This is a genomic window from Providencia sp. PROV189 (genome assembly GCF_028480065.1).
GTDB lineage: Bacteria > Pseudomonadota > Gammaproteobacteria > Enterobacterales > Enterobacteriaceae > Providencia > Providencia stuartii.
Genome location: NZ_JAMPOG010000036.1, coordinates 39,552 through 61,229, shown reverse-complemented (window position 1 = coordinate 61,229; position 21,678 = coordinate 39,552). Strand labels below are relative to the sequence as shown.

General features: G+C 40.2%; 17 protein-coding genes. 7 read left to right on the top strand and 10 right to left on the bottom strand.

Annotated features, from left to right (window positions below; all coding sequences use genetic code 11):
• Positions 1-519 precede the first annotated feature (519 nt).
• Complete coding sequence (prpR, locus tag PR833_RS17420) at positions 520-2,109, bottom strand: propionate catabolism operon regulatory protein PrpR (protein ID WP_004921616.1); 1,590 nt, start codon at positions 2,107-2,109, stop codon at positions 520-522.
• 255 nt (positions 2,110-2,364) lie between these two features.
• Here prpR and prpB point away from each other — a divergent pair, with 255 nt between their 5' ends.
• From prpB to PR833_RS17395, 5 genes are all read left to right on the top strand, one after another.
• Positions 2,365-3,249 carry a methylisocitrate lyase gene (prpB, locus tag PR833_RS17415; protein WP_040133335.1) on the top strand — a complete coding sequence of 295 codons (885 nt, stop codon included), beginning with the start codon at positions 2,365-2,367 and terminating at the stop codon, positions 3,247-3,249.
• A gap of 46 nt (positions 3,250-3,295) precedes the next feature.
• Positions 3,296-4,459 (top strand): bifunctional 2-methylcitrate synthase/citrate synthase, encoded by a 1,164-nt coding sequence (gene prpC / locus PR833_RS17410; RefSeq protein WP_272526379.1) that lies wholly within the window; start codon positions 3,296-3,298, stop codon positions 4,457-4,459.
• Positions 4,460-4,473: 14 nt separating this feature from the next.
• The gene (locus PR833_RS17405; protein WP_004921626.1) at positions 4,474-5,922 is read left to right on the top strand and encodes a bifunctional 2-methylcitrate dehydratase/aconitate hydratase; all 1,449 of its coding nucleotides are present in this window, start codon (positions 4,474-4,476) and stop codon (positions 5,920-5,922) included.
• 921 nt (positions 5,923-6,843) lie between these two features.
• Positions 6,844-8,475, top strand: a complete 1,632-nt coding sequence (mdlC, locus tag PR833_RS17400; protein WP_014656373.1) for a benzoylformate decarboxylase — start codon at positions 6,844-6,846, stop codon at positions 8,473-8,475.
• A gap of 64 nt (positions 8,476-8,539) precedes the next feature.
• Complete coding sequence (locus PR833_RS17395; protein ID WP_272526378.1) at positions 8,540-9,490, top strand: AEC family transporter; 951 nt, start codon at positions 8,540-8,542, stop codon at positions 9,488-9,490.
• Positions 9,491-9,995: 505 nt separating this feature from the next.
• Here the strand turns inward: PR833_RS17395 and PR833_RS17390 are convergent.
• From PR833_RS17390 to PR833_RS17355, 8 genes are all read right to left on the bottom strand, one after another.
• On the bottom strand, positions 9,996-10,955 hold the full coding sequence (locus tag PR833_RS17390; RefSeq protein ID WP_272526377.1) for a hypothetical protein: 960 nt from the start codon (positions 10,953-10,955) through the stop codon (positions 9,996-9,998).
• A gap of 230 nt (positions 10,956-11,185) precedes the next feature.
• A complete protein-coding gene (locus tag PR833_RS17385) occupies positions 11,186-12,817 on the bottom strand; it encodes a sodium/sugar symporter (protein WP_040133336.1) in 1,632 nt (543 codons plus the stop codon).
• A 253-nt stretch (positions 12,818-13,070) separates the two neighbouring features.
• Positions 13,071-14,078 carry a substrate-binding domain-containing protein gene (locus PR833_RS17380; protein WP_004921645.1) on the bottom strand — a complete coding sequence of 336 codons (1,008 nt, stop codon included), beginning with the start codon at positions 14,076-14,078 and terminating at the stop codon, positions 13,071-13,073.
• Positions 14,079-14,210: 132 nt separating this feature from the next.
• Positions 14,211-15,251: a galactose-1-epimerase gene (gene galM, locus PR833_RS17375; protein WP_040133337.1), complete on the bottom strand. Its 1,041-nt coding sequence runs from the start codon at positions 15,249-15,251 to the stop codon at positions 14,211-14,213.
• A 19-nt stretch (positions 15,252-15,270) separates the two neighbouring features.
• Complete coding sequence (gene galK, locus PR833_RS17370; protein WP_392504923.1) at positions 15,271-16,431, bottom strand: galactokinase; 1,161 nt, start codon at positions 16,429-16,431, stop codon at positions 15,271-15,273.
• A 78-nt stretch (positions 16,432-16,509) separates the two neighbouring features.
• On the bottom strand, positions 16,510-17,562 hold the full coding sequence (locus PR833_RS17365) for a UDP-glucose--hexose-1-phosphate uridylyltransferase (RefSeq protein WP_004921656.1): 1,053 nt from the start codon (positions 17,560-17,562) through the stop codon (positions 16,510-16,512).
• A gap of 24 nt (positions 17,563-17,586) precedes the next feature.
• Positions 17,587-18,612 (bottom strand): UDP-glucose 4-epimerase GalE, encoded by a 1,026-nt coding sequence (galE, locus tag PR833_RS17360; protein ID WP_272526376.1) that lies wholly within the window; start codon positions 18,610-18,612, stop codon positions 17,587-17,589.
• 302 nt (positions 18,613-18,914) lie between these two features.
• Positions 18,915-19,844, bottom strand: a complete 930-nt coding sequence (locus tag PR833_RS17355; RefSeq protein WP_014656378.1) for a cation diffusion facilitator family transporter — start codon at positions 19,842-19,844, stop codon at positions 18,915-18,917.
• Positions 19,845-20,140: 296 nt separating this feature from the next.
• On the opposite strand from PR833_RS17355, the gene PR833_RS17350 reads away from it, so the two are divergent.
• On the top strand, positions 20,141-20,578 hold the full coding sequence (locus tag PR833_RS17350; protein ID WP_014656379.1) for a universal stress protein: 438 nt from the start codon (positions 20,141-20,143) through the stop codon (positions 20,576-20,578).
• 48 nt (positions 20,579-20,626) lie between these two features.
• Here the strand turns inward: PR833_RS17350 and eco are convergent, their stop codons facing one another.
• Complete coding sequence (eco, locus tag PR833_RS17345) at positions 20,627-21,103, bottom strand: serine protease inhibitor ecotin (protein WP_004921671.1); 477 nt, start codon at positions 21,101-21,103, stop codon at positions 20,627-20,629.
• A 271-nt stretch (positions 21,104-21,374) separates the two neighbouring features.
• Between eco and PR833_RS17340 the strand changes: the two genes are divergently transcribed.
• Positions 21,375-21,593 carry a DUF465 domain-containing protein gene (locus tag PR833_RS17340; RefSeq protein ID WP_004921673.1) on the top strand — a complete coding sequence of 73 codons (219 nt, stop codon included), beginning with the start codon at positions 21,375-21,377 and terminating at the stop codon, positions 21,591-21,593.
• Positions 21,594-21,678 lie beyond the last annotated feature (85 nt).

The window sequence follows — 21,678 nt, the reverse complement described above, 5'->3', positions numbered from 1 at the left end:
CAGACTTGGCCAACTAACTACAGATTGAATTATTTTGAGTCTCTGCGCTGCATTCATCGGGGGGCCACGCGGCAATATTGAGTACCCAAAAGATACCCAGTCCGGCGACTAGTGCAGGTGTTTAAATAAAAATGGTAAGACTAATTTGGCGGCAATATAGAACTTTAATGAGGTAAATTAAAATGAGAAAAACTAATGCTCACTAGTAAAAATATTTATGTGAGAAAAATCACAATTTTTCTTGGGAAAGTGTTGTTGGCCGCAAAGGCAATAAAAATAAAAACACTTTTTAAAACAACAAATTAAAAGCAACCCTTTCAATAAAAGCAATAGCACTGATTGATTGAATTTTAACCACACTCGTATTGATAAATTTTATTGGTTATCTATTAAAAAATATTTTATTACAATATTGTGCTGCGCCATTTGATCATTAAAGATACTTACTAGGATTAATTATCTTTTTTATTCATTTTTATAATTGAAAATCGTATTTATCGGCAATTAACGTCGTTTGAATTAATTTTGTTCGTTTTCCTGTTTTAATCTCCGCCATAATGTTGTGCGGCTTATTCCTAAATAACGTGCAACGGCTTGTCTATCCCCTTTAAAATAATCCATCACCTCAGAAAGTGAGGCACCGACTTGCTTAGCTTGTGTAAAATCCGCCGTCACCGTTTCACGTTCAGGCGATAAACTTACCAACATCGTTTGCGTAATCGCTTTATCTGGATATGCGCTGCAATATAACGCCACTCGTTCCATTAAGTTGCGTAATTCACGCACGTTACCCGGCCATAAATAGTGCTTAAAAAAATCACGGCAACTAAATAGTTGCTGAACTCTAAATGCGGGCAGTGATTGTTGTAAGCCAGCAAATGCCAGTTTTAGTAGCCGCTCTGCTAGCATATAGATATCCTCTCCGCGTTCATGTAATGAAGGTACTTTCATGCGTAAAACACCCAGTCGATAAAATAAATCGGCTCTAAAACGCCCTTCTTTTACCCAATTATCAAGGTCACAGTGGGTCGCACAAATGACACGGACGTTCACCTGTAATGGGCGATATCCGCCAATACGTACCACCGTCATTTCTTCCAATACCCTTAACAACCGAGTTTGCAACGCTAATGGCATTTCCCCTATTTCATCTAAAAATAAGGTGCCGCCATTTGCCATTTCAAATAAACCTGCTCGCCCTCCGCGCCGAGAGCCAGTAAATGCTCCTTCTTCATAGCCAAATAGCTCTGCTTCTAATAAATTTTCAGGGATAGCACCACAGTTGACAGCAACAAATGGCATAGGTGCCTTTCTTTTATGCTGATTAAATAATCGATATTCATGATGGATAGCTTGCGCCACCATTTCCTTCCCTGTGCCACTTTCCCCTTGAATTAACACTGTTGCCTCAGAGCGCGCGTAAAGCATAATCTCTTGGCGTACTCGTTCCATTAAAGGGGAAGCACCAATTAAGTCATTGATTGTATGTCGTACCTTGGTTGTGTTTTCTGGCTGATAACCGATTGGTGTGGTTTTTTGATCGTAAGAAATGCGACTTAATTCAATAGCATCGTAAAAAGCTTGGCGTATTGTTTCGGTTGAATAAATAAAGATCCCCGTCATTCCCAACTCTTGGGCAAGATCCATAATCAGCCCTGCACCAACAACCACATTGATCCCCATGGCTTTTAATGACTTTAATTGCGCCCTCGCATCCTCTGCGGTGATATAGCTACGTTGTTCAATGCGCAAACCAAAGTTTCTTTGAAACTCATCTAATGAAGGGATAATTTTTTGATAATTAATAATGCCAACTTTATGACTGATCTCACGTGCTTTCGCGAGCGCTTGCATCACATCGAATCCACTGACTTTAACGATGATCACCGGAACCGATACGTGACTTTTTAAGTAAGCGCCATTTGAACCAGCACTAATTATTGCATCACAATGCCCGGTTTTGAGCCGTTCACGCACCTCTTCTGCCGCCTGCTCAAACCCCATATTGAGTGGTGTTATCTCCGCTTGAGCGCTAAATTCTGGGCTGATATCACGAAATAGTGTAAATAATCGAGAGACAGAAACTGTCCAAATAATTGGTTTTTGCATAAGTTTGATCCTGAAACCCAATTACGTTTCATATAATGTTTCAATAGACATTAGCACTGTTTCATTGAAACAACGCAATGGCTTTATACAAAACTCCAAGTTAGCTCACAAAAACAACACTATTCACATCTAATTGATTTTCAATAAATAAAATAATTATCCCATTATTCGGCGATTATGGCACGGCACTTGCTACGCATAATTAAAACAAACTCAGCTACACTTTATTAGCACTTTGATAACATGAGGCTTTCTATGTCATCTATTTCAGCCGGACAAGCGTTTCGTAATGCATTGGATAGTGAAACACCTCTACAGCTAGTTGGCACGATCAATGCCAATCATGCCTTACTTGCCCAGCGTGCAGGTTACAAAGCCATTTATCTTTCTGGTGGTGGCGTAGCGGCTGGCTCTTTAGGCTTACCCGATTTAGGAATTTCCACTTTAGACGATGTTTTAATTGATATTCGGCGCATCACCGATGTGTGTGATCTCCCTTTAATGGTAGATGCCGATATTGGTTTTGGCCCCTCCGCATTTAATGTCGCTAGGACAGTGAAATCTATCTATAAAGCAGGTGCAGCCGGCCTACATTTAGAAGATCAGGTCGGAGCAAAGCGTTGTGGTCACCGACCAAACAAAGAAATAGTCTCTACACAAGAGATGGTTGATCGCATTAAAGCTGCGGTCGATGCGCGTGTTGATGATAATTTTGTGATCATGGCTCGGACTGATGCTCTCGCCGTTGAAGGGTTAGAGGCCGCTCTAGAAAGAGCGCATGCCTATATCGAAGCGGGGGCTGATATGCTCTTCCCTGAGGCAATAACCGAATTAAGCATGTATCAACAATTCGTCAATCATACTCAAGTACCTGTCCTTGCCAATCTGACTGAGTTTGGGAAAACCCCACTCTTTACCCTTGATGAGTTACGCAGTGTTGGCATTGCGATTGCGCTGTATCCCCTTTCTGCTTTCCGTGCGATGAATAAAGCCGCAGAGCAGGTTTATACCACTTTACGTCAAGAGGGTACGCAAAAAAGTGTTGTGCCAATCATGCAGACCCGTGACGAGTTGTACCAAAGTATTAACTATTACGATTATGAACAAAAATTAGATGCCTTATTTTCACAACAGAAATAATTAATTCAATAAAACACGTTGTGTAAACCCTACAAAGGATGATCCGATGACTGAACAACTGAACACTTCTAACACATCGCAATTTAAACCCAAAAAATCCGTTGCACTTTCAGGTATCGCGGCGGGGAATACCGCACTTTGTACTGTCGGTAAAAATGGCAATGATTTGCACTACCGAGGCTATGATATACACGATCTCGCTACTCAGTGTGAATTTGAAGAGGTCGCTTACCTCCTCATTCATGAAAAGCTCCCCACAAGCTCTGAGTTAACGGCTTATAAAGAAAAATTAAAGGCATTAAGGGGCTTACCCGCCAGTGTAAAACAAACCTTAGAATCAATCCCTGCAAATGCCCATCCCATGGATGTGATGCGTACAGGCGTTTCTGTCATGGGTTGTGTTTTACCTGAAAAAGAGGCGCACACATTAGCCGGAGCCAAAGAGATTGCTGACAGGTTACTTGCCTCTCTCGGCTCCATGCTGCTGTATTGGTATCACTTTAGCCATCATGGACGCCGAATTGAAACAGAAACCGATGATGAGTCGATTGGCGCACATTTTCTGCATCTTTTACACGGTAAGAAGCCACCAGCGCAGTGGGAACGTTTCATGCACATAGCCTCTATTCTCTACGCTGAACATGAATTTAATGCCTCCACTTTTGCTGCTCGTGTCATTGCCGGAACAGGCACCGATTTTTACTCTGCAATAACAGGAGCAATCGCAGCATTACGTGGGCCTAAGCATGGTGGAGCAAATGAGGTTTCTTTAGAGATACAACAACGCTATGCCTCTATTGAGGAAGCCGAACGCGATATTATGGCACGCCTCGCTAAATCAGAGGTGATCATCGGCTTCGGTCATCCCGTTTATACCCTTGCAGATCCCCGTCACCCCATTATTAAATCGGTAGCACTGCAACTGTCTGAGCAAAGTTTAAACCGTCAACTTTATGATATCGCGCACCATTTAGAGTCGGTGATGAAGCGTGAAAAAAATATGTTCCCGAATTTAGATTGGTTCTCCGCAGTCACTTATCATTTGATGGGAATTCCGACCGTCATGTTTACCCCACTGTTTGTTATGGCACGAACCGCAGGTTGGTCTGCACACATCATCGAGCAGCGCCAAGATAATAAAATTATTCGCCCTTCTGCTAACTATATTGGCCCAGAAAACAAACTATTTACTCGCATGGAACAGCGTTAATAAGGATCATATCAATGACAACAGCTACCTTAAATCAGCAAGAATTCGATAAAGTGATCAGTGATATCGTCGATTATGTCACCGAATATCCCATCGTCTCTGACTTAGCTTATGACACCGCCTATTATTGCTTTCTAGACACACTTGGTTGCGGTATGGAGTCGCTCGAGTATCCTGCATGTAAAAAATTGCTCGGTCCTATCGTTCCAGGTACGGTCGTGCCTAATGGCGCAAAAGTACCTGGCACGCAATTTCAACTCGACCCTGTACAGGCCGCTTTCAATATTGGCACCATGATCCGCTGGTTAGATTTTAATGATACTTGGCTTGCCGCTGAGTGGGGCCATCCCTCTGATAACTTAGGCGGTATTCTCGCGGTCGCGGATTGGTTATCGCGAGAAGCGCTCGCAAAAGGTAAACCACCTTTAACAATTCGGCATGTGCTCACCGCTATGATCAAAGCACATGAAATTCAAGGATGTATCGCCTTAGAAAATGCCTTTAATAAGGTAGGGCTTGACCATGTTATTTTAGTCAAAGTAGCCTCTACCGCCGTCGTAGCACAGATGTTAGGACTCAATCGCGAAGAGATATTAAATGCGGTATCCCTCGCTTGGATTGACGGCCACAGTTTACGTACTTATCGACATGCACCAAATACAGGTTCACGTAAATCATGGGCTGCGGGGGATGCAACCTCTCGAGCAGTTCGGCTAGCTCTTATGGCACAAAAAGGTGAAATGGGCTATCCCAGCGCACTAACCGCAAAAACATGGGGCTTCTATGATGCGCTGTTTAATGGGCAAGCTTTCCGTTTCCAACGCCCCTATGGCTCTTATGTTATGGAGAATGTGCTGTTTAAAATTTCGTTCCCTGCTGAATTCCATGCACAAACTGCGGTGGAAGCTGCATTACAACTGCATGAGCAATTAAAATCACTTGGTAAAAGTGCTGATGATATTGAGAGCGTATCGATACGCACCCATGAAGCTTGTGTACGGATTATTGATAAACAAGGGCCACTTAATAACCCAGCTGACCGAGACCACTGTATTCAATATATGGTTGCGATCCCACTGATTTTTGGGCGTTTAACCGCTGCTGACTATGAAGATAATATTGCTAATGACCCACGTATTGATAACTTACGTAGCAAAATAGTTTGCCGTGAAGAGCCTAGCTTCACACAGGATTACCATGATCCAGAGAAGCGCTCTATCGCCAATGGGTTAACGATTAAGCTTAAAGATGGTCAATGCCTTGATGAAGTATTAATCGAATACCCAGTTGGCCACAAACGTCGCCGTAAAGAAGGGATCCCTCTACTATTAAAGAAATACAGAACCAATCTGGCACGTCAGTTCCCTGAAACGCAACAAAGACGAATTCTTGCTGCATCACTTGATAAACCATTGCTTGAAGCGATGCCGGTCAATGCGTTTATGGACTTGTTTGTTATTTAATCATTATGACCAAATATGGGGACCCCTGTCCCCATAATCGACTCATCCCCAATTTTCTTAAATGAAATATCCCTTTAATAGCGATAGATTTTAGTTTTAATTCTATTGAATAAACCTAAAAGGATATTATGCACCGATTTCCTATGGTTACTTTAATACTCGTAGCTTCTGCAACTGCCTATGCAGATACTTGTGATAGTTTTGTGGTTGATACTGGTTTTATCATATGAATTACCTTTGATTCAATATGTACACATTTAACAGTGAGCCCAATATTACTTCTCAAAATCAGCGAAGCTGACCTCCATTTTTATTTTAATCCATCAAAAGCAATTATCGGTTCATCTGTTAAAAGTTAATGTTAATTTACGTTATCTTAATGCATTAGATGGAAAAAGAATTAATTATTCCCAATATACAGCAATCAGTGATGCAGCACCGATAAAAACAGTTAAAATTCATAAATAGCACAGTTAAATGAATATGATTGATTTTATGGATAATGTTTACTTAAATAAAAAACCAACTGATAAAACACCTTATAAGATATAAAAAAATAAAATTAGCCTATAAGAAAAGCAATCATAAATAGAAAAAATAAACGCAACATTATGTTTATTTGAATTAATCTTTACACCTTATCAAACAAAACCACTCAATAAATAATAATCAAAAGTGAATAGTTATTAAATCTAAAACAAATCTATTAATGATTGCGTTAATGTTTATAAATATCAATAGAGTTAATATTAAAATATTATAACTTCATTACATCTTAAATAACTGGTGTTATGATAAATAATCAAGCAACTAAACGAAATTAGATAGTTAACACTCTTCAAAATGCCATTGTTGTTTTTCATTTAGCTAGAACCTGCATGACCAATATTAACTTTTATTGATTTAAGGAATTAGTACGATATGAAGACAAAAACTATCCGTGACGTCACCTTTGATTTATTACGTCAGCTTGAACTAACGACTTTATTTGGTAACCCAGGCTCAACAGAGGAGACTTTTTTAAAAAATTTCCCTAAAGATTTTCGTTACATTCAAACATTACACGAATCATCAGCGGTTGGTGCTGCCGACGGCTATGCTCAGGCGACTCGAAAACCAGCTATCGTCAACGTCCATACCTCCGCAGGCCTAAGTAACTCAATGAGTAATATTATGACTGCGGCACAGAATAAAACACCATTAATTATTACTGCGGGTAACCAAACTCGTGAAATGTTGTTAATGGAACCTTGGTTAACCAACGTTTCACCAACAGAACTGCCTAAACCTTGGATAAAATGGAGCTATGAACCTGTCAGAGCAGAAGATGTACCCGCTGCATTTATGCGCGCTTATGCAATGGCATTACAACCACCTGCTGGTCCTGTTTTTTTATCCATTCCGCTAGATGATTGGGATAAACCTGCATTAGGTGATGCTGTAGTACGCACTGTTGCATCACAATTTGCGCCAGACCCTATCCGGATTTCTCAATTTGCCGATAAGCTATCAACGGCTAAAAATCCAGCACTTATATATGGTTCTGGTATTGCTCGAGGGAAAGGCTGGGATATTGGGATTCAATTAGCAGAAAAATTGAATTGCCATGTATTCAGTGCCCCCGCGTCAGAGGTGCCCTCATTCCCTGAGAACCATCCTCTTTATGCTGGCGGATTGCCTTTTGCTATTCAACCGTTATCAGAAAAATTGAAAGGCTATGATGTCGCTATTGTTATTGGCGCACCGATATTTCGCTATTATCCTTATGTGGAAGGCGAATATATTCCCGAGGGGTTAAAATTACTGCATATTACTGATGACCCTAATGAATCTGGAAGAGCTCCTGTTGGTGATAGTTTGTTATCTAGCCCGGTGTTAGCACTGGAAGCATTACTCAATCTAGTGCCAAAACGCTCAATAACACCGCCTAAAGTTCCGCAACAACATCACAGAATGTCACCTCACCCAGCAGCACCGCCATTACCACATAAAGGTCAACAGCTTTCTGCATTAGAATTATTTCAAGGGTTACGTGAGTTTACTCCCGAAAATACTGTATTAATCGAAGAATCACCCTCTAATCTTGGTGAATTGCATACCGCATGGCCTATTGATAAGCCAGACTCTTTCTACACTTTTGCAAGCGGAAGCCTTGGCTGGAATTTACCCGCAAGTATTGGTATCGCATTAGCAGAAAGAGATAGCGGTAGAAATCGTCCTGTTCTAGCCATTATCGGTGATGGTTCTTTGCAATATTCAATTCAAGGCCTATGGACAGCTGCTCAACTTAAGCTACCTATATTGTTTGTTGTACCACGAAACTATGAATATGCGATCTTGAAATCCTTTGCTGAATTAGAAGATTCCCCAGGCGTTCCGGGCCTTGACTTGCCTGATATAGATATCACTTCTTTAGCTAAAGGTTATGGTTGTGTTGGCGTACGTGCTGAAACAATAGATGAGATAAGCCAAATATGTAAGGTGGCATTTTCACGTTCAGTTCCTACCGTGATTGAAGTTCCTATTATTCCTACGACACCTCCTTTGTTGTAATTAAATAAACTTGAGGCGCAATGCGTGTTATTGCGCCTTTTTTGCGTATAAAAGAGGTTATCTAATGTTAGATACTATTATTACAGCGTTACTGCCTATTGTGGTTACTCTTTTACTCGGATATTTTGCAGGGTATCGACATGACTTCAATAAGGATCAAGCCACTATATTAAATAAAATGGTTATGTTGTATGCCTTACCATTATTGCTATTTGCAGGAATATTAAGTACTCCATTAACAGAAGTAATCAATAACGTTGATGTTTTCTTGTGGATATTCGTGGGCATGGTGGTGGGGTTTCTTGCTGTTTTCCTTATTTCCCGCTTCATCTTCAAATCTAGCGCTCGTTTAGCCGCATTACGTTCCATTGCTATTGCCGGTCCTGCTGTACCTTTTGTTGGAACCCCTGTATTAGGCGTTCTGTTTACTACAGATGCTGATATTGCAATTGCCGTCGGTAGCTTATTAATGAATTTAATTCAGGTTCCATTAGCATTAGTCTTTTTAGTTGGTGGCGATTCTGACAACACATCAACAAATAAGAAAAGTGTATTTTCAATTGTTGCTAACAGTATAAAAAATGCGTTAATGCAACCTGTCGTATGGGCACCTATCCTAGCTTTTATTTTATTACTGATTGGATTGGATATGCCTAAGTTTTTAAAAGGTTCATTTATTTTATTAGGTCAAGCAACTGGTGGAGTGGCATTATTTGCTGTAGGCGCTGTTCTCTATGCACAAAAAGTGAGTTTTTCTCTATCTGTTATCATAAATGTTCCGAGTAAAAATATTCTATTACCTTTAATTATACTGGTAATTATGATGGCGTTACATATACCTCATGTCGAGCGAGGCTTAGTGTCTGTAACACTGGCTATCCCTACAGCATCAATAGCGGTTATTTTTGCGGTGGAATATAAAACAAGGGAACAAGAAATGGCATCAACACTATTTTGGAGTACCATTTTATCAGTTATAACAATGGGTGGCTTTATTTGGTTTACAGGAAGTTAAGTTAATTCAACGCTAAACCGATTGAAATTAAACGACCATGGCAGAATGTCAATTTTTCCTCTTACAGACAATACTCTTAAAAGTCTTTCCATGGTCGTTATTTGCATCTGCTTTGCGGTTTCTACTCGTCATCTCTGGCACTGCAAATTTTCGAATACCGTTTTCAAGTGACTCCCTACATCGGCATAAAGCTCATCCAACAGTCAAAAAGGAGCCATACGTTATTTCATTGGTAAAATACTCTCGAAAACACCGCCTTTAAAAATATAGCCTATATGTATGATCACGGATATGACGTTGTTATGGATAAAGAAAAAGCGAATTATTATTTAGCACAAGTCAAACTCACAAAAGTTGTGAATACTCTTTCTACCAATACTATCCCTGCCAGATTTATACTGATAAAAAGTAAATGCCCATTAAGATATTAACCCGTGGCTAAATAGATATAACGCTATTTACCATGGCTCTATTCATTTATTATTTCAATTTCTATAGGCTGACTCTATTCTTTCTCTAGCCCATTAATCCGTAGCCACCCTGTTGTAAACGTTCCAGTATTAGGGTTAGTGTAACTTGCGTAAGCAAAACCGGGAAACTCTTGCGCACTAAATAGCCATACTGAATCCCCTTCAATGACATAAGGCTGTCCAGGTTTTTCGCAAGCTAAGGCTGGGTCTTCATAAAAGTAGAGGCGTTTTTCTTTAACTCTATAATTCCCTTTTGATGGCTCCTCAAGCTTATAATAGATATCCTCAGGCTTGGATACGGATTCCACATTTAACCAACCTCTCGCTCTACCATAACTTACAAAGACATATTCATTTTCCTCATCATCAATCATAGAGTTAGCTAGTTGATTAAAAACCTTCACCTTATCATTAGGTATTACAAAATTAATATTACTCTTGCATTCTGGTGTTGGAGCGGAGTGGAAATATGCTTTTTTTTCGCCAACGACCACCCATGTATCTGATTTAGGTGAAAAAAATTCAGAGCCGATCTGCTCGCGCCGTTGAGAGCAAAACTGTTCTCTTTTAATGCAGTTTTGATATTGCTCCCCTAACTTTTTATCAAACGCCAATTGCTTTAATTTCCGACCATCACTATCTGTCGTCCATAACGTATTTGATCTCAGTAAATAACTTAAAGTGCCTATTGGCCTTTGTAATTGCTCTCCCGGAAGATAATCGCTACAACTGTCGATTATGCCTATTTCTAATATATTTTCGTCTTGATAACTGGCATCCATAGAGACTCTATCGGAAGACTTTTTATATTTTACGGCGGGTGGATAATTTGAACTAAGAATAAGATTTTCTAGCTCGGAATAACAATAATATGACACCTCTTCATTCAGAAATTGAAGGTAACTTTCATCATATTGGGCATATTCATTTGCACTGACTGATATCGAATGTAGAGTTGTAGTCAGCAAAACTGCAATTTTTAATAAATGGCGCATATACATTCCTTGTTACCCTGAGTAATAACATGTTCATTAAACTGGCCAATATAACGCGTTTACTCATGACATCTTAAAACAAAATATTCAGAAATATCCTCCAATGATTGACAAATTATTAGTGTATTATTCTTTTACTTTCCCAATAAAATAAGAAATCAACACCTAAAACTTTATTTATTCGATCTAAAACGGGGACATCTGTCCCCGTTATTGATCAAGCCCATGTCTTACCAAAACAGTGCATACAGTACACACAAGATAATCATGATTGCATAAGAAGCAACGTTGAAGCCTGTTGATGTTTTAAAAGTTTCTGATGTCAGGATAATTGCACCTTGGCTATCATCTTCTTTTGATGTTGTTAAGCTGATCAGCCCAATCACTACCGCAGTAAAGAAGAAGGTATACATCATCTGGTCAAGGAATGGCATACCTAAAGGCATTAACTTCAAGAATAATGCAAACGGAATAGAAAGAAGCACACCAATAATTGCCCCTTTTGCATTCGTTTTTTTCCAGAACAACCCTAATAAGAAGACGGCTAAAATACCTGGGCTAACTAAACCTGTATATTCCTGAATATATTGGAAAGCTTGGCCAATATTCCCCAGTAATGGAGCGATAAAGCAGGCAATAATTAATGCCACGACCGCACTGACTCGACCTACATTAACTAATTTATGATCGCTGGTCGAAGGCGCAATATACTCTTTATAGATATCCATCGTGAAAATGGTTGCGACCGAGTTCAACATTGACGCTAATGATGAAACAATTGCAGCAGCCAATGCCGCAAATACAACCCCTTTCGCTCCGACAGGTAAGAATTGCGTTAACCATGGATAGGCTTTATCGGCCTGTGCGAGCGTTGGAATATGCTCTTGGGCCATTGTACCAAGTCCCGCAAGTAATTGTGGATCAGTGACAATCACATACGCTGCAATCCCTGGAACAACAACAAGGATAGGAACAATTAATTTCAAGAAGGCAGCAAAAACCAGACCTTTTTGTGCTTCATTGATAGATTTAGCCGCTAAAGCGCGTTGGATAATATATTGGTTGAAACCCCAATAATACAAGTTAGCGATCCACAAACCACCAATCAACACCGCAATACCCGGTAAATTGCTAAACTGAGGGTTATCTTGGCTTAAAATCATTTCAAAATGCTGGGGAGCTTCACTAACCATACGGCTCATACCTGCCATGATCCCTGCATCACCACCGATGTAACTCACCGCCATGATAGCCGTCAGTAAGCCACCCAAAATAAGGAAGAAGACTTGAACAACATCGGTCCACGCCACTGCCGATAGACCACCATAAAGAGAGTAGGCAATAGCAAACAGCGCCAAACCCAATATTGCATAAGACATTGGAATGCCAAGGATAGTCTGTAGAGCCAACGCACCTAAATAAAGAACAGATGTTAAGTTAACAAAGACAAATAAAGCTAGCCAAAATACTGCTAAAATCGTTTTTAACGTACGATTAAACCGTTTTTCAACGAATTCAGGGATAGTAAAAATACCCTTATCGATAAAAATAGGCATGAAATATTTAGCAACGATAATTAGTGTTAACGCAGCCATCCACTCATAAGAGGCAATCGCTAATCCGATAGAAAACCCTGAACCTGACATACCGATAAACTGCTCGGCAGAGATGTTTGCAGCTATTAATGAAGAGCCAATTGCCCACCACGGTAATGTTTTTCCTGCTAAGAAATAGTCTTTCGTGCCTTTTTTCTCGCCTTTTTTATTACGAGAAACCCATAAACCGACTGATATGATAATAAGCACATACAGGATAAATATCCCGTAGTCTAATGTGCTCAATCCAACGCCTTCTGTATGCATGATCAAGTTCCTTCACCTTCACCAAATGATTCACCATTAGTGTAAACGTTACCATTGCATATCACTGTTAGATTAATCACAGATTTTTATAATAGATTAATTTTATCAACGAAATGTCAAATAATTGTATGTTATTTAACACATTAAAGGCGATTTTACGTACATAAAATGTCCGATTTTGGATTTTTTGAGAAAAAATGTCTCTGGTGGGTCAACGTCATCAAAAGATATGATAACGTTTACATTGTTGAAGTCATGAGGTTTTCAATGGACGTACAGAGTTACGCTGTACCAGTGTAGGGGAATAGATTAAACCACCAGCCTCTATATTTTCATTACGTGCTAAAGCAAGCGCTAATTCAGTGGCACGTTCAGCCATCATTTGGATAGGATAACGAATGGTTGTTAAACGTGGGTGAATATAACGGGCAATCAGTACATCATCAAAACCAATCACGGATACCTGCTCTGGGGAATGAATGTCATTTTCATCAAGTACTGCAATTGCCCCCGCGGCCATAAAATCGTTATACCCGACAACCGCGGTGATCTCTAAGGACTTAGTCAATAGATTAGTCATCGCCTGCTCACCACCCTCACCATAAGGCTTGCCATATTCGATATAGCTTTCAGGTAATGAAATTGCATGTTTTTTCAATGCATCACGATAGCCAAGTAACCGCTGTTCAGCGTCTTCTATTTTATGATCCGATGAAATATAAGCAATTTTAGTATGGCCTTGGCGGATCAAGTGCTCAGTGGCAAGATAGGCACCCTTGTAGTTATTCAACGAAATACAGCGATCAGCAATCGCCTCAATACGTCGATTAATCAATACCATGCTAGGAACTTCTTCGGCAAATTCTATCAGCTCTTCGTCTGACAACGCTTTAGAGTGAATAACGAGGGCATCACAGCGATTATTGATCAGCAATTCGATAGATTGGCGCTCTTCCTGCGCCGTGTGATAACCATTACAAATTAAAATGTGTTTACCATTTTTGTGGGCAACCGCATCAACCGCTTTGACCATCGTACCAAAAAAAGGGTCTGAGACATCATTCACCAATACCCCAATAGTGTTAGAACTTTGATTTACCAATGCGCGAGCGGCTGCATTTGGACGATAACCGAGTTTATTCATGGCACTTTTAACCGCAGCAATCGACATTTTGCTTGCCTTCGGTGATTGATTAATCACTCGAGAAACTGTCGCCACCGACACTCCCGCTTCTCTCGCTACATCTTTGATCGTTGCCATTTTTTACCTCTAAGTTCAGTCGATGCCATTAAACAATGCATTAGTATAAAAAACAATGGGGTATATTATAGATACGATGACCCTACTTTTAATATAGTAATATGAAAAACGCCGCATGAGGCGGCGTTACTCTCAGAAAATAAAGTGATAGCTCGTTTTCTGGTGATATATTTGATTTGGCTGTGAAATACCGCTGTATTGCTCCCCCCATTCAGGGTGGTTAACGGCATCCGGTGGAAACTGAGTTTCAAAGGCCACACCTGAAAACGGGGTATAATGACGTGATTTTCCCGGAACCGAAATCAAATAATTCCCTGTATAAACTTGCATTGCTGGCAAAGTTGTTGCGATATCCATTCGAACATCACCTTCTGGTGAAAAGAGTGAAGCGACCGTTTGCTCACCATCCGTAAGCTCTGGAGCCAAGATCATCGCATGATCATAACCACCAACTGCTTTTTGATCATCGTCTTGCAAAAAATCATAGCCTATACGCTTTTTACGACGAAAATCGAAAAACGTCTCAGAAACATCACGCCATTCGCCTGTTGGGATCCCCCCCTTATCGGTAGGCAGATAATGGGTGGCCGCTAGTTGTAAATCGTGCTCTAAGGCCGTTCTCGCCGAATCTTCCCCTGCTAAATTAAAATAAGCATGATTGGTTAAATTTACAGGGCACAACTCACTCACTTGTGTACGATAGTCGATAATGACTTTATTTTCATCCGTTAATACATAGCGGACTTCAGCTTGTAACTCCCCAGGAAATCCCTGATCGCCATCTTCTGAAACCAACGAAAAAATTGCCTCATATGGGTTAATTTGAGTCACCTTCCAAACACGATAACTAAAATTATCCCGACCGCCATGTAAACAGTGTTCACCTTGATTACTTGTCACCTGATACTCACGACCCGCTAAATTAAAACGGCCATGTGCAATCCGGTTCGCAACTCGCCCAACGGTTGCACCTAGATAAACGCCTTGATCCATTTGGGCCGCCATATTCGGTGAACCGAGTAAAACATCACGTTTACCTGCCGACATGGGTAATATGCAGCTTATCCAACTTGCTCCCAAGGTTGACAATAAAATTTTCATGCCATGTCTGTTGGTCAATGCAATCACTTTAGATGCACGTGCCACATACCCTTGGTCTTTCGATAACTGCATTCTTTTCTCCCTACAATTTTCATGCATTCGCCATGATCCCAGCACCATCACTAGGCTGGCAAACATAAATATCGGCCTTCAGCCCTGTCAACGCTTGATACTTTTGCTCAACCGCATCAATGACAGGAGTAACGAGTTGCTGTTTCATCAATGCCACCACGCAGCCACCAAAACCGCCGCCTGTCATTCTCACGCCGCCTTGATCCCCTAGAACCGCTTTCACAATCTCTACTAAGGTATCAATCTCTTTTACGGTAATTTCAAAATCATCCCGCATAGAAATATGTGACTGCTCCATCAGCATACTCAATAGGGGAAGATTATTTTCAGTTAAGGCTTTTGCGGCGGCAAGTGTTCTGTCGTTTTCGCTAATAACATGCTTAGCGCGTTTAGCCACTAGAGGTGTCAATTCCCCCTGCTTTTGGGCGAATTGTGCCAATGTAACATCCCGCAAAGCTTTCACGCCGAATTGTTTCGCCGCAGTTTCACATTGCTGACGTCGAATATTATACTCACTATCCACTAATCCGCGTTTTTTATTTGAATTGATGATCATGACGACAAGATCATCAGGAATTGGAATTGGTGCTAACTCTAGGCTACGGCAATCGATTAATAGTGCATGCCCCTCATCACCGCAAGCAGAAATTAACTGATCCATAATGCCACAATTACAACCGACAAATTGGTTTTCAGCTTGCTGACCATTCAAAGCGATGTCTTGTTGGCTAATCTCCAATTGATACAATATCTTTAATGTCTGTCCAATCACCACTTCCAGTGAAGCCGACGAGCTAAGTCCTGCCCCTTGTGGTACATTGCCACTTACCGCAATTTCACATCCGCCAAATTGATACCCTCTGGCTAATAGATATTTAACGACGCCTCGAATATAGTTTGCCCACATTTTTTCAGGCAAAAATAGGATCTCTTCATCAAGGCTAAACTCATCAATATCATAGCCATAATCGGCTGCAATCACGCGAATTAAACGGTCAGGGCGCTTTCTGGCTGCCGTCATTGTTTGATAATCAATTGCACAAGGTAAAACAAACCCATCATTATAATCAGTGTGTTCACCAATAATATTCACACGTCCTGGCGCTTGCGCATAGACCTCGGGCTGAGCATCAAAGCCCTTAATAAAGGCTTCTGTCACTTTTTGTTGGAGTATTTCGATGCTATTCATAGCAACCTCTCGATAATATCTGGGTAATAATGGAATGGCTCGGCCATGCTGGTTGTATGCTCTAAATATTTACTGCTGCTTGTAGTGAATATCACTGACACCCCGTAACCTTTCCGCTGCTTGTTCAGGGGTTAAATCACGTTGAGTTTCAGCTAACATTTCATAGCCAACCATAAATTTTTTGATTGTCGCTGAGCGCAACAAAGGTGGATAAAAAAGAGCATGAAGCTGCCAGTGTTCAATCTCTCGGTTATCACTAAAAAATGGAGCGAAATGCCATCCCATCGAGTAAGGGAATGCACAATGAAAGAGATTGTCATAACGACAGGTGAGCTTTTTCAGTGCAACACTAAGGTCATCGCGTATCTCTACACTCATTTCATTCATACGCCGAATATGTATTTTAGGCATTAGCATGGTTTCAAACGGCCAAGCCGCCCAATAAGGCACAACAGCAAGCCAATGTGCTGTTTCCACTACCGTTCTAGAGCCATCTTTCAGCTCTGCCTGTGCATAATCCAACAGTAAATTGCTTCCTTGCTGCTGGTAATACTGTTTTAAGTGCTCATCTTTACGAGCAATTTCATTAGGCAAGAAATCACTCGCCCAAATCTGCCCATGAGGGTGTGGCTGAGAGCACCCCATCACCTCACCTTTATTTTCAAAAACTTGTACCCATAAAAACCGTTGGCTGAGTTCATCAATTTGCTGCTGCCAAGTTTCAATTACACGGCCGATTTGAGCTGTCGATAGTTCAGGTAAAGTCTTACTGTGATCAGGTGAAAAGCAGATCACTCGGCTCAAGCCACTGACCGCTTGTGTTTTAAATAAAGGCGATTGTTCTTTTGGCTGCGCACAAGACCTAGGTAATAGTGCAGAATAATCGTTTTGAAACACATATGTATCTTGATAATCAGGATTGATATCACCAGAAACGCGATGGTTGGTTGGGCATAAAAAACAGTTTCCATCGTATTTAGGCAGTTGTTTCACTTCCACCTTCTCATCTTGCCCACTCCAAGGTCGTTTAGCACGATGAGGTGAGACCAAAACCCATTGTCCTGTTAATGGGTTATAACGCCGATGCGGGCAATCTGATGGGTTGAACGCTATTTTATCCATGATGTTCTATTTCTCCTGTATCTATTACGATTCATAGCCATTAGGGTTTTGAGACTGCCAGCGCCATGAATCCATAGCCATGTCATCAATGGTACGAGTTGCCTTCCAACCAAGTTCGCGCTGTGCTTTTTCTGATGTCGACCAATACTCGGCGATATCACCGGCCCTTCTTGGCACAACAACGTATGGGATTTCCCTGCCGACAGCTTTTTCAAATGCGTGTAGGACTTCCAATACACTCGTTCCTCTCCCCGTACCGAGGTTGTAAATATGTAATCCTACCTGCTGACTAACCACTTTCAGTGCAGCCACATGCCCATCCGCTAAATCCATAACATGGATATAATCACGCACACCTGTTCCATCAACAGTAGGGTAATCGTTTCCATAAATAGACAATTTTTCTCGTCTGCCAACGGCGACTTGAGTAATATAAGGCGTTAGATTATTCGGTATACCTTGCGGATCTTCCCCCATCAAACCTGAAGGATGGGCACCAACTGGATTGAAATAGCGTAATAAGGTCACAGACCAATTTGGTTCGGCGATCACCAAATCGGATAAACAGCGTTCAACCATGTATTTACTTGTGCCATACGGGCTTTGTGTATTGCCAGTTGGAAAGTTTTCTGTAATAGGCACCGTATCCGGTTCACCGTAAACAGTCGCGGAGGAGCTAAAGATGATACGATGTACGCCAGCACGCTGCATACATTTGGCTAGCACCAAGGTGCCATTAACATTCACATCATAATATTCGAGTGGTTTTTCTACCGACTCACCAACGGCTTTTAACCCCGCAAAATGGATCACTGCGCTGATTTTATGTTCAGAGAAAAGACGGTTTAACAGAGATTCGTCACGAATATCACCTTGATAAAAAAGCGGGCGCACTGCGGTTAGCTTTTCAATACGATTGAGCACTTCCTCTTTCGCATTGCACAAATTATCAATAATGATTGGAGCAAACCCAGCTTGGATCATCTGCACACACGTATGGCTACCAATATACCCCATCCCCCCTGTGACAAGCACTTTTGTTGGCTGCATCGTTTACCCCTTGATTCTATTAAGGATATGAAAATTCACTTTGCAAAGTATAGCAACGGGCTAATACCTTATTCTGTGATCTATCTCGCGATAGTGTAAACGTTTACACAAATAACCTCAATAAGGGGCTTTTCAGAGGCGAAGAGCAATGCATTTTCAATATGTTCAACACCGGCCACATAGTGAAACAGTTTGTGAAATAAAGCACGATTGAGATATAAAGAGGCTTAATCAGGAAGATAGTTTGAAGAAAAAACCGAAAGCGAGGCCCTTTCGGTTATTTTTCTATTGGCGGTTTTCAGCTAATGAATACATTCTTTATCGTAAGGATCTAAGTGAGTCATGACATTGAGGATTTGCGGGTTTTCCATTAATTTATCACGTACATTTACCGCAATTTCATGGCCTGCCACAATCGACATATCACCATCGACCTCTAAATGAACATCAACTAAATAGAAATCGCCCGATTTACGTGTTTTCAAATCGTGAAACCCTTTGATCCCCTCAATGTTTTCAAGCACAGTACGAATTTCTTGCAATGTTTCTTCATCAGCACCTTTATCCATCAGATCTTGCATTGATTGATAAGTAAATTTATAGCCCATGCGGAAAACAAAAGTACCCACAATTAATGCCGCGATAGGGTCAAAAATTTTCAAACCACATAAGCTACCAATAATCCCAATCGCGACAACCAGTGAAGATGCCGCATCTGAACGAGCGTGCCAAGCATTCGCAACCAACATGCTGGAGTTGACCTGATTGGCAACTTTTAACATATAGCGGAAAAGCCCTTCTTTCGCCACCAACGAGACCAATGCTGCGACGAGAGCAATCGTGTGAACTTCTTGGATTAAATCAGGGTCAAGCATTTTTTGTACAGCCGACCAAATCATGCCAACGCCAACAATCAATAAAATAATCCCTAAGATCAATGAAGCACCATTTTCATATCGAAAATGGCCATAAGGATGGTCTTCATCAGGCTTTTTATGACTCTTTTTATTGGCAATTAATACAACAAAGTCAGCAACGAGATCTGATAATGTATGAATACCGTCGGCAATTAACCCTTGAGAATGAGAAATAAAACCAATGATAATCTGCCATATAGAAAGCACCATATTCACAATGACACTGACTAAGGTGCTTTTTTTAGCTGCATGAAACTTTTTCTGCTGAAGAGTAAGCTCATCACCTGTCGTATTTAATATTTTCTCTTTGTCCATAATATATTCTTAATGAAAAGCAAAATAATTATCATTTAATTAAACTTTTTAAATCAATTAGTTATGAAATCCACTGTAAATAATGACATATAATTAAAGAAAAGTCTTGTTATTTAATTGTAGTCTATCGAATTGAATAATAATCGTTATTTTTATTATTTTTGTATTAAATTGAATAGCAGAAAATGATAGTTTTTTTGTTTAAATTACATTGATTTAACAAAAGTTAAATCCTTTATACTATATTAAATCTTAACTGCTATAATGGCTTGAATAAACATATGAATGAGGTGGTTATGTATAATAAAATTTTAGTTCCTATCGACCTATTAGAAGACTCACTTAATCCACAGATCATTAAACATATCGAAGAACTAGCAAAATTAGGCTCACCAGAAATTCATTTTTTATCTGTGATCCCAAGCGCTGAGCTATTTTTTGGTATTGAAGTGACTATCTTACCTGAAAGTCATAAAAACTCGGCAGAACGCTCCGTGCTTGCTCTGAAAGCATTAGAAGACGTGATCAAAGATATTAATATCGCCGGTGAAAGAATTACCTGCAAAATTGGCATTGGCTCCGCCAAAGACGAAATACTCAGTTATGCCGATGATATCGGTGCGAGCTTAATTGTACTCGGCTCTCATCGTCCAAGTGCCTCCACCTATTTATTAGGCTCTACGGCATCAACTATCGTACGCCATGCAAAAACATCTGTCTTAGTTATTAGATAGCCATAAAGGAAAGTGCCACAGCATTAACCGTGGCACTTATAGGATATGTTATTTCTTGACCGAATCGAGCAGTTGATCATCCGTTGACCAAATACGATATTTCACATCCATATCTTTCGGAGCGTAAACTACAATAGGCAATTTGCTGTTATAACGAACAAAAGCATCATCACCAAGTTGCGTAGTCACAAAACGTTCTTTTGCAGGCTCTGAACATGCCATCATCGTTGAAGCGGGCCCTTTAACATCTTCTAACTGATAATAACTATAGCCCCAACCTTCCAGTGTTTTTTCTTCTAGATCGCCCATAAACCATTGACGGTTACAATCTGCTTTAATGGTTTTACCGATCACAAGCTCAACCTGATAATTATCTTCATTCGGTTTTGCTGCCAACTGGATCACATGACGTGTCATGCCATTTTCTGCTTTAGGATAAGGTGCGATCTTTTCTAACTCCCCTGTCGCCATTGCGCAAGACGATACTAAGGCTACTGCCATTACAGATAAAATCGCTTTTTTCATGATAAAATCCCATCAAATGCAATCATATTAATAAAAAATAGAAATCTTTTTACCTAGAGTAAGTGAAAAATACTACAATTTACACCATGGATAATTCTTAATTTCAAAAATAAGAAAATATAACTATCTAATTCAATCCCATCATAGCTAATTTTAGTAGAATGATCATAAATTTGATAAAAACTATGTAAATTCTTCTCTGTTTTAATGCATAAATAATAGACAGTGCTTATACTGGAGATGAGGCTTAAATACATTCTGAGGAGGTACTATGTTATCTACAGAGCAAGATTTAGTTTCAAAGTTAATATCTACTCATCCCCGCTTCCAAAATCTTTATGAAAAACATCATCAGCTCGATAAAGAGATCAGCAAATTAGAAGGCCCTTCCGGTGCTGGTTATAATGAGCATGTTGCTAAGCTTAAAAAAGAAAAATTGCATATAAAAGACGAAATGCAAAAAATAATGCAATCGGCAAATAAAGGTTAGTATTCAATTTACTAGGCTAAATAAGTAAGTTTTTATCTTGTTTTTGGTTTAGTTAAACCTTAATTAACAATTTATATTACTCATT

Bases quoted from the DNA above. Each gene is read 5' to 3' on its own strand.
- prpR (WP_004921616.1), bottom strand. From the start codon at position 2,109: ATGCAAAAACCAATTATTTGGACAGTTTCTGTCTCTCGATTATTTACA.
- prpB (WP_040133335.1), top strand. From the start codon at position 2,365: ATGTCATCTATTTCAGCCGGACAAGCGTTTCGTAATGCATTGGATAGT.
- prpC (WP_272526379.1), top strand. From the start codon at position 3,296: ATGACTGAACAACTGAACACTTCTAACACATCGCAATTTAAACCCAAA.
- PR833_RS17405 (WP_004921626.1), top strand. From the start codon at position 4,474: ATGACAACAGCTACCTTAAATCAGCAAGAATTCGATAAAGTGATCAGT.
- mdlC (WP_014656373.1), top strand. From the start codon at position 6,844: ATGAAGACAAAAACTATCCGTGACGTCACCTTTGATTTATTACGTCAG.
- PR833_RS17395 (WP_272526378.1), top strand. From the start codon at position 8,540: ATGTTAGATACTATTATTACAGCGTTACTGCCTATTGTGGTTACTCTT.
- PR833_RS17390 (WP_272526377.1), bottom strand. From the start codon at position 10,955: ATGCGCCATTTATTAAAAATTGCAGTTTTGCTGACTACAACTCTACAT.
- PR833_RS17385 (WP_040133336.1), bottom strand. From the start codon at position 12,817: ATGCATACAGAAGGCGTTGGATTGAGCACATTAGACTACGGGATATTT.
- PR833_RS17380 (WP_004921645.1), bottom strand. From the start codon at position 14,078: ATGGCAACGATCAAAGATGTAGCGAGAGAAGCGGGAGTGTCGGTGGCG.
- galM (WP_040133337.1), bottom strand. From the start codon at position 15,251: ATGCAGTTATCGAAAGACCAAGGGTATGTGGCACGTGCATCTAAAGTG.
- PR833_RS17365 (WP_004921656.1), bottom strand. From the start codon at position 17,562: ATGGATAAAATAGCGTTCAACCCATCAGATTGCCCGCATCGGCGTTAT.
- galE (WP_272526376.1), bottom strand. From the start codon at position 18,612: ATGCAGCCAACAAAAGTGCTTGTCACAGGGGGGATGGGGTATATTGGT.
- PR833_RS17355 (WP_014656378.1), bottom strand. From the start codon at position 19,844: ATGGACAAAGAGAAAATATTAAATACGACAGGTGATGAGCTTACTCTT.
- PR833_RS17350 (WP_014656379.1), top strand. From the start codon at position 20,141: ATGTATAATAAAATTTTAGTTCCTATCGACCTATTAGAAGACTCACTT.
- eco (WP_004921671.1), bottom strand. From the start codon at position 21,103: ATGAAAAAAGCGATTTTATCTGTAATGGCAGTAGCCTTAGTATCGTCT.
- PR833_RS17340 (WP_004921673.1), top strand. From the start codon at position 21,375: ATGTTATCTACAGAGCAAGATTTAGTTTCAAAGTTAATATCTACTCAT.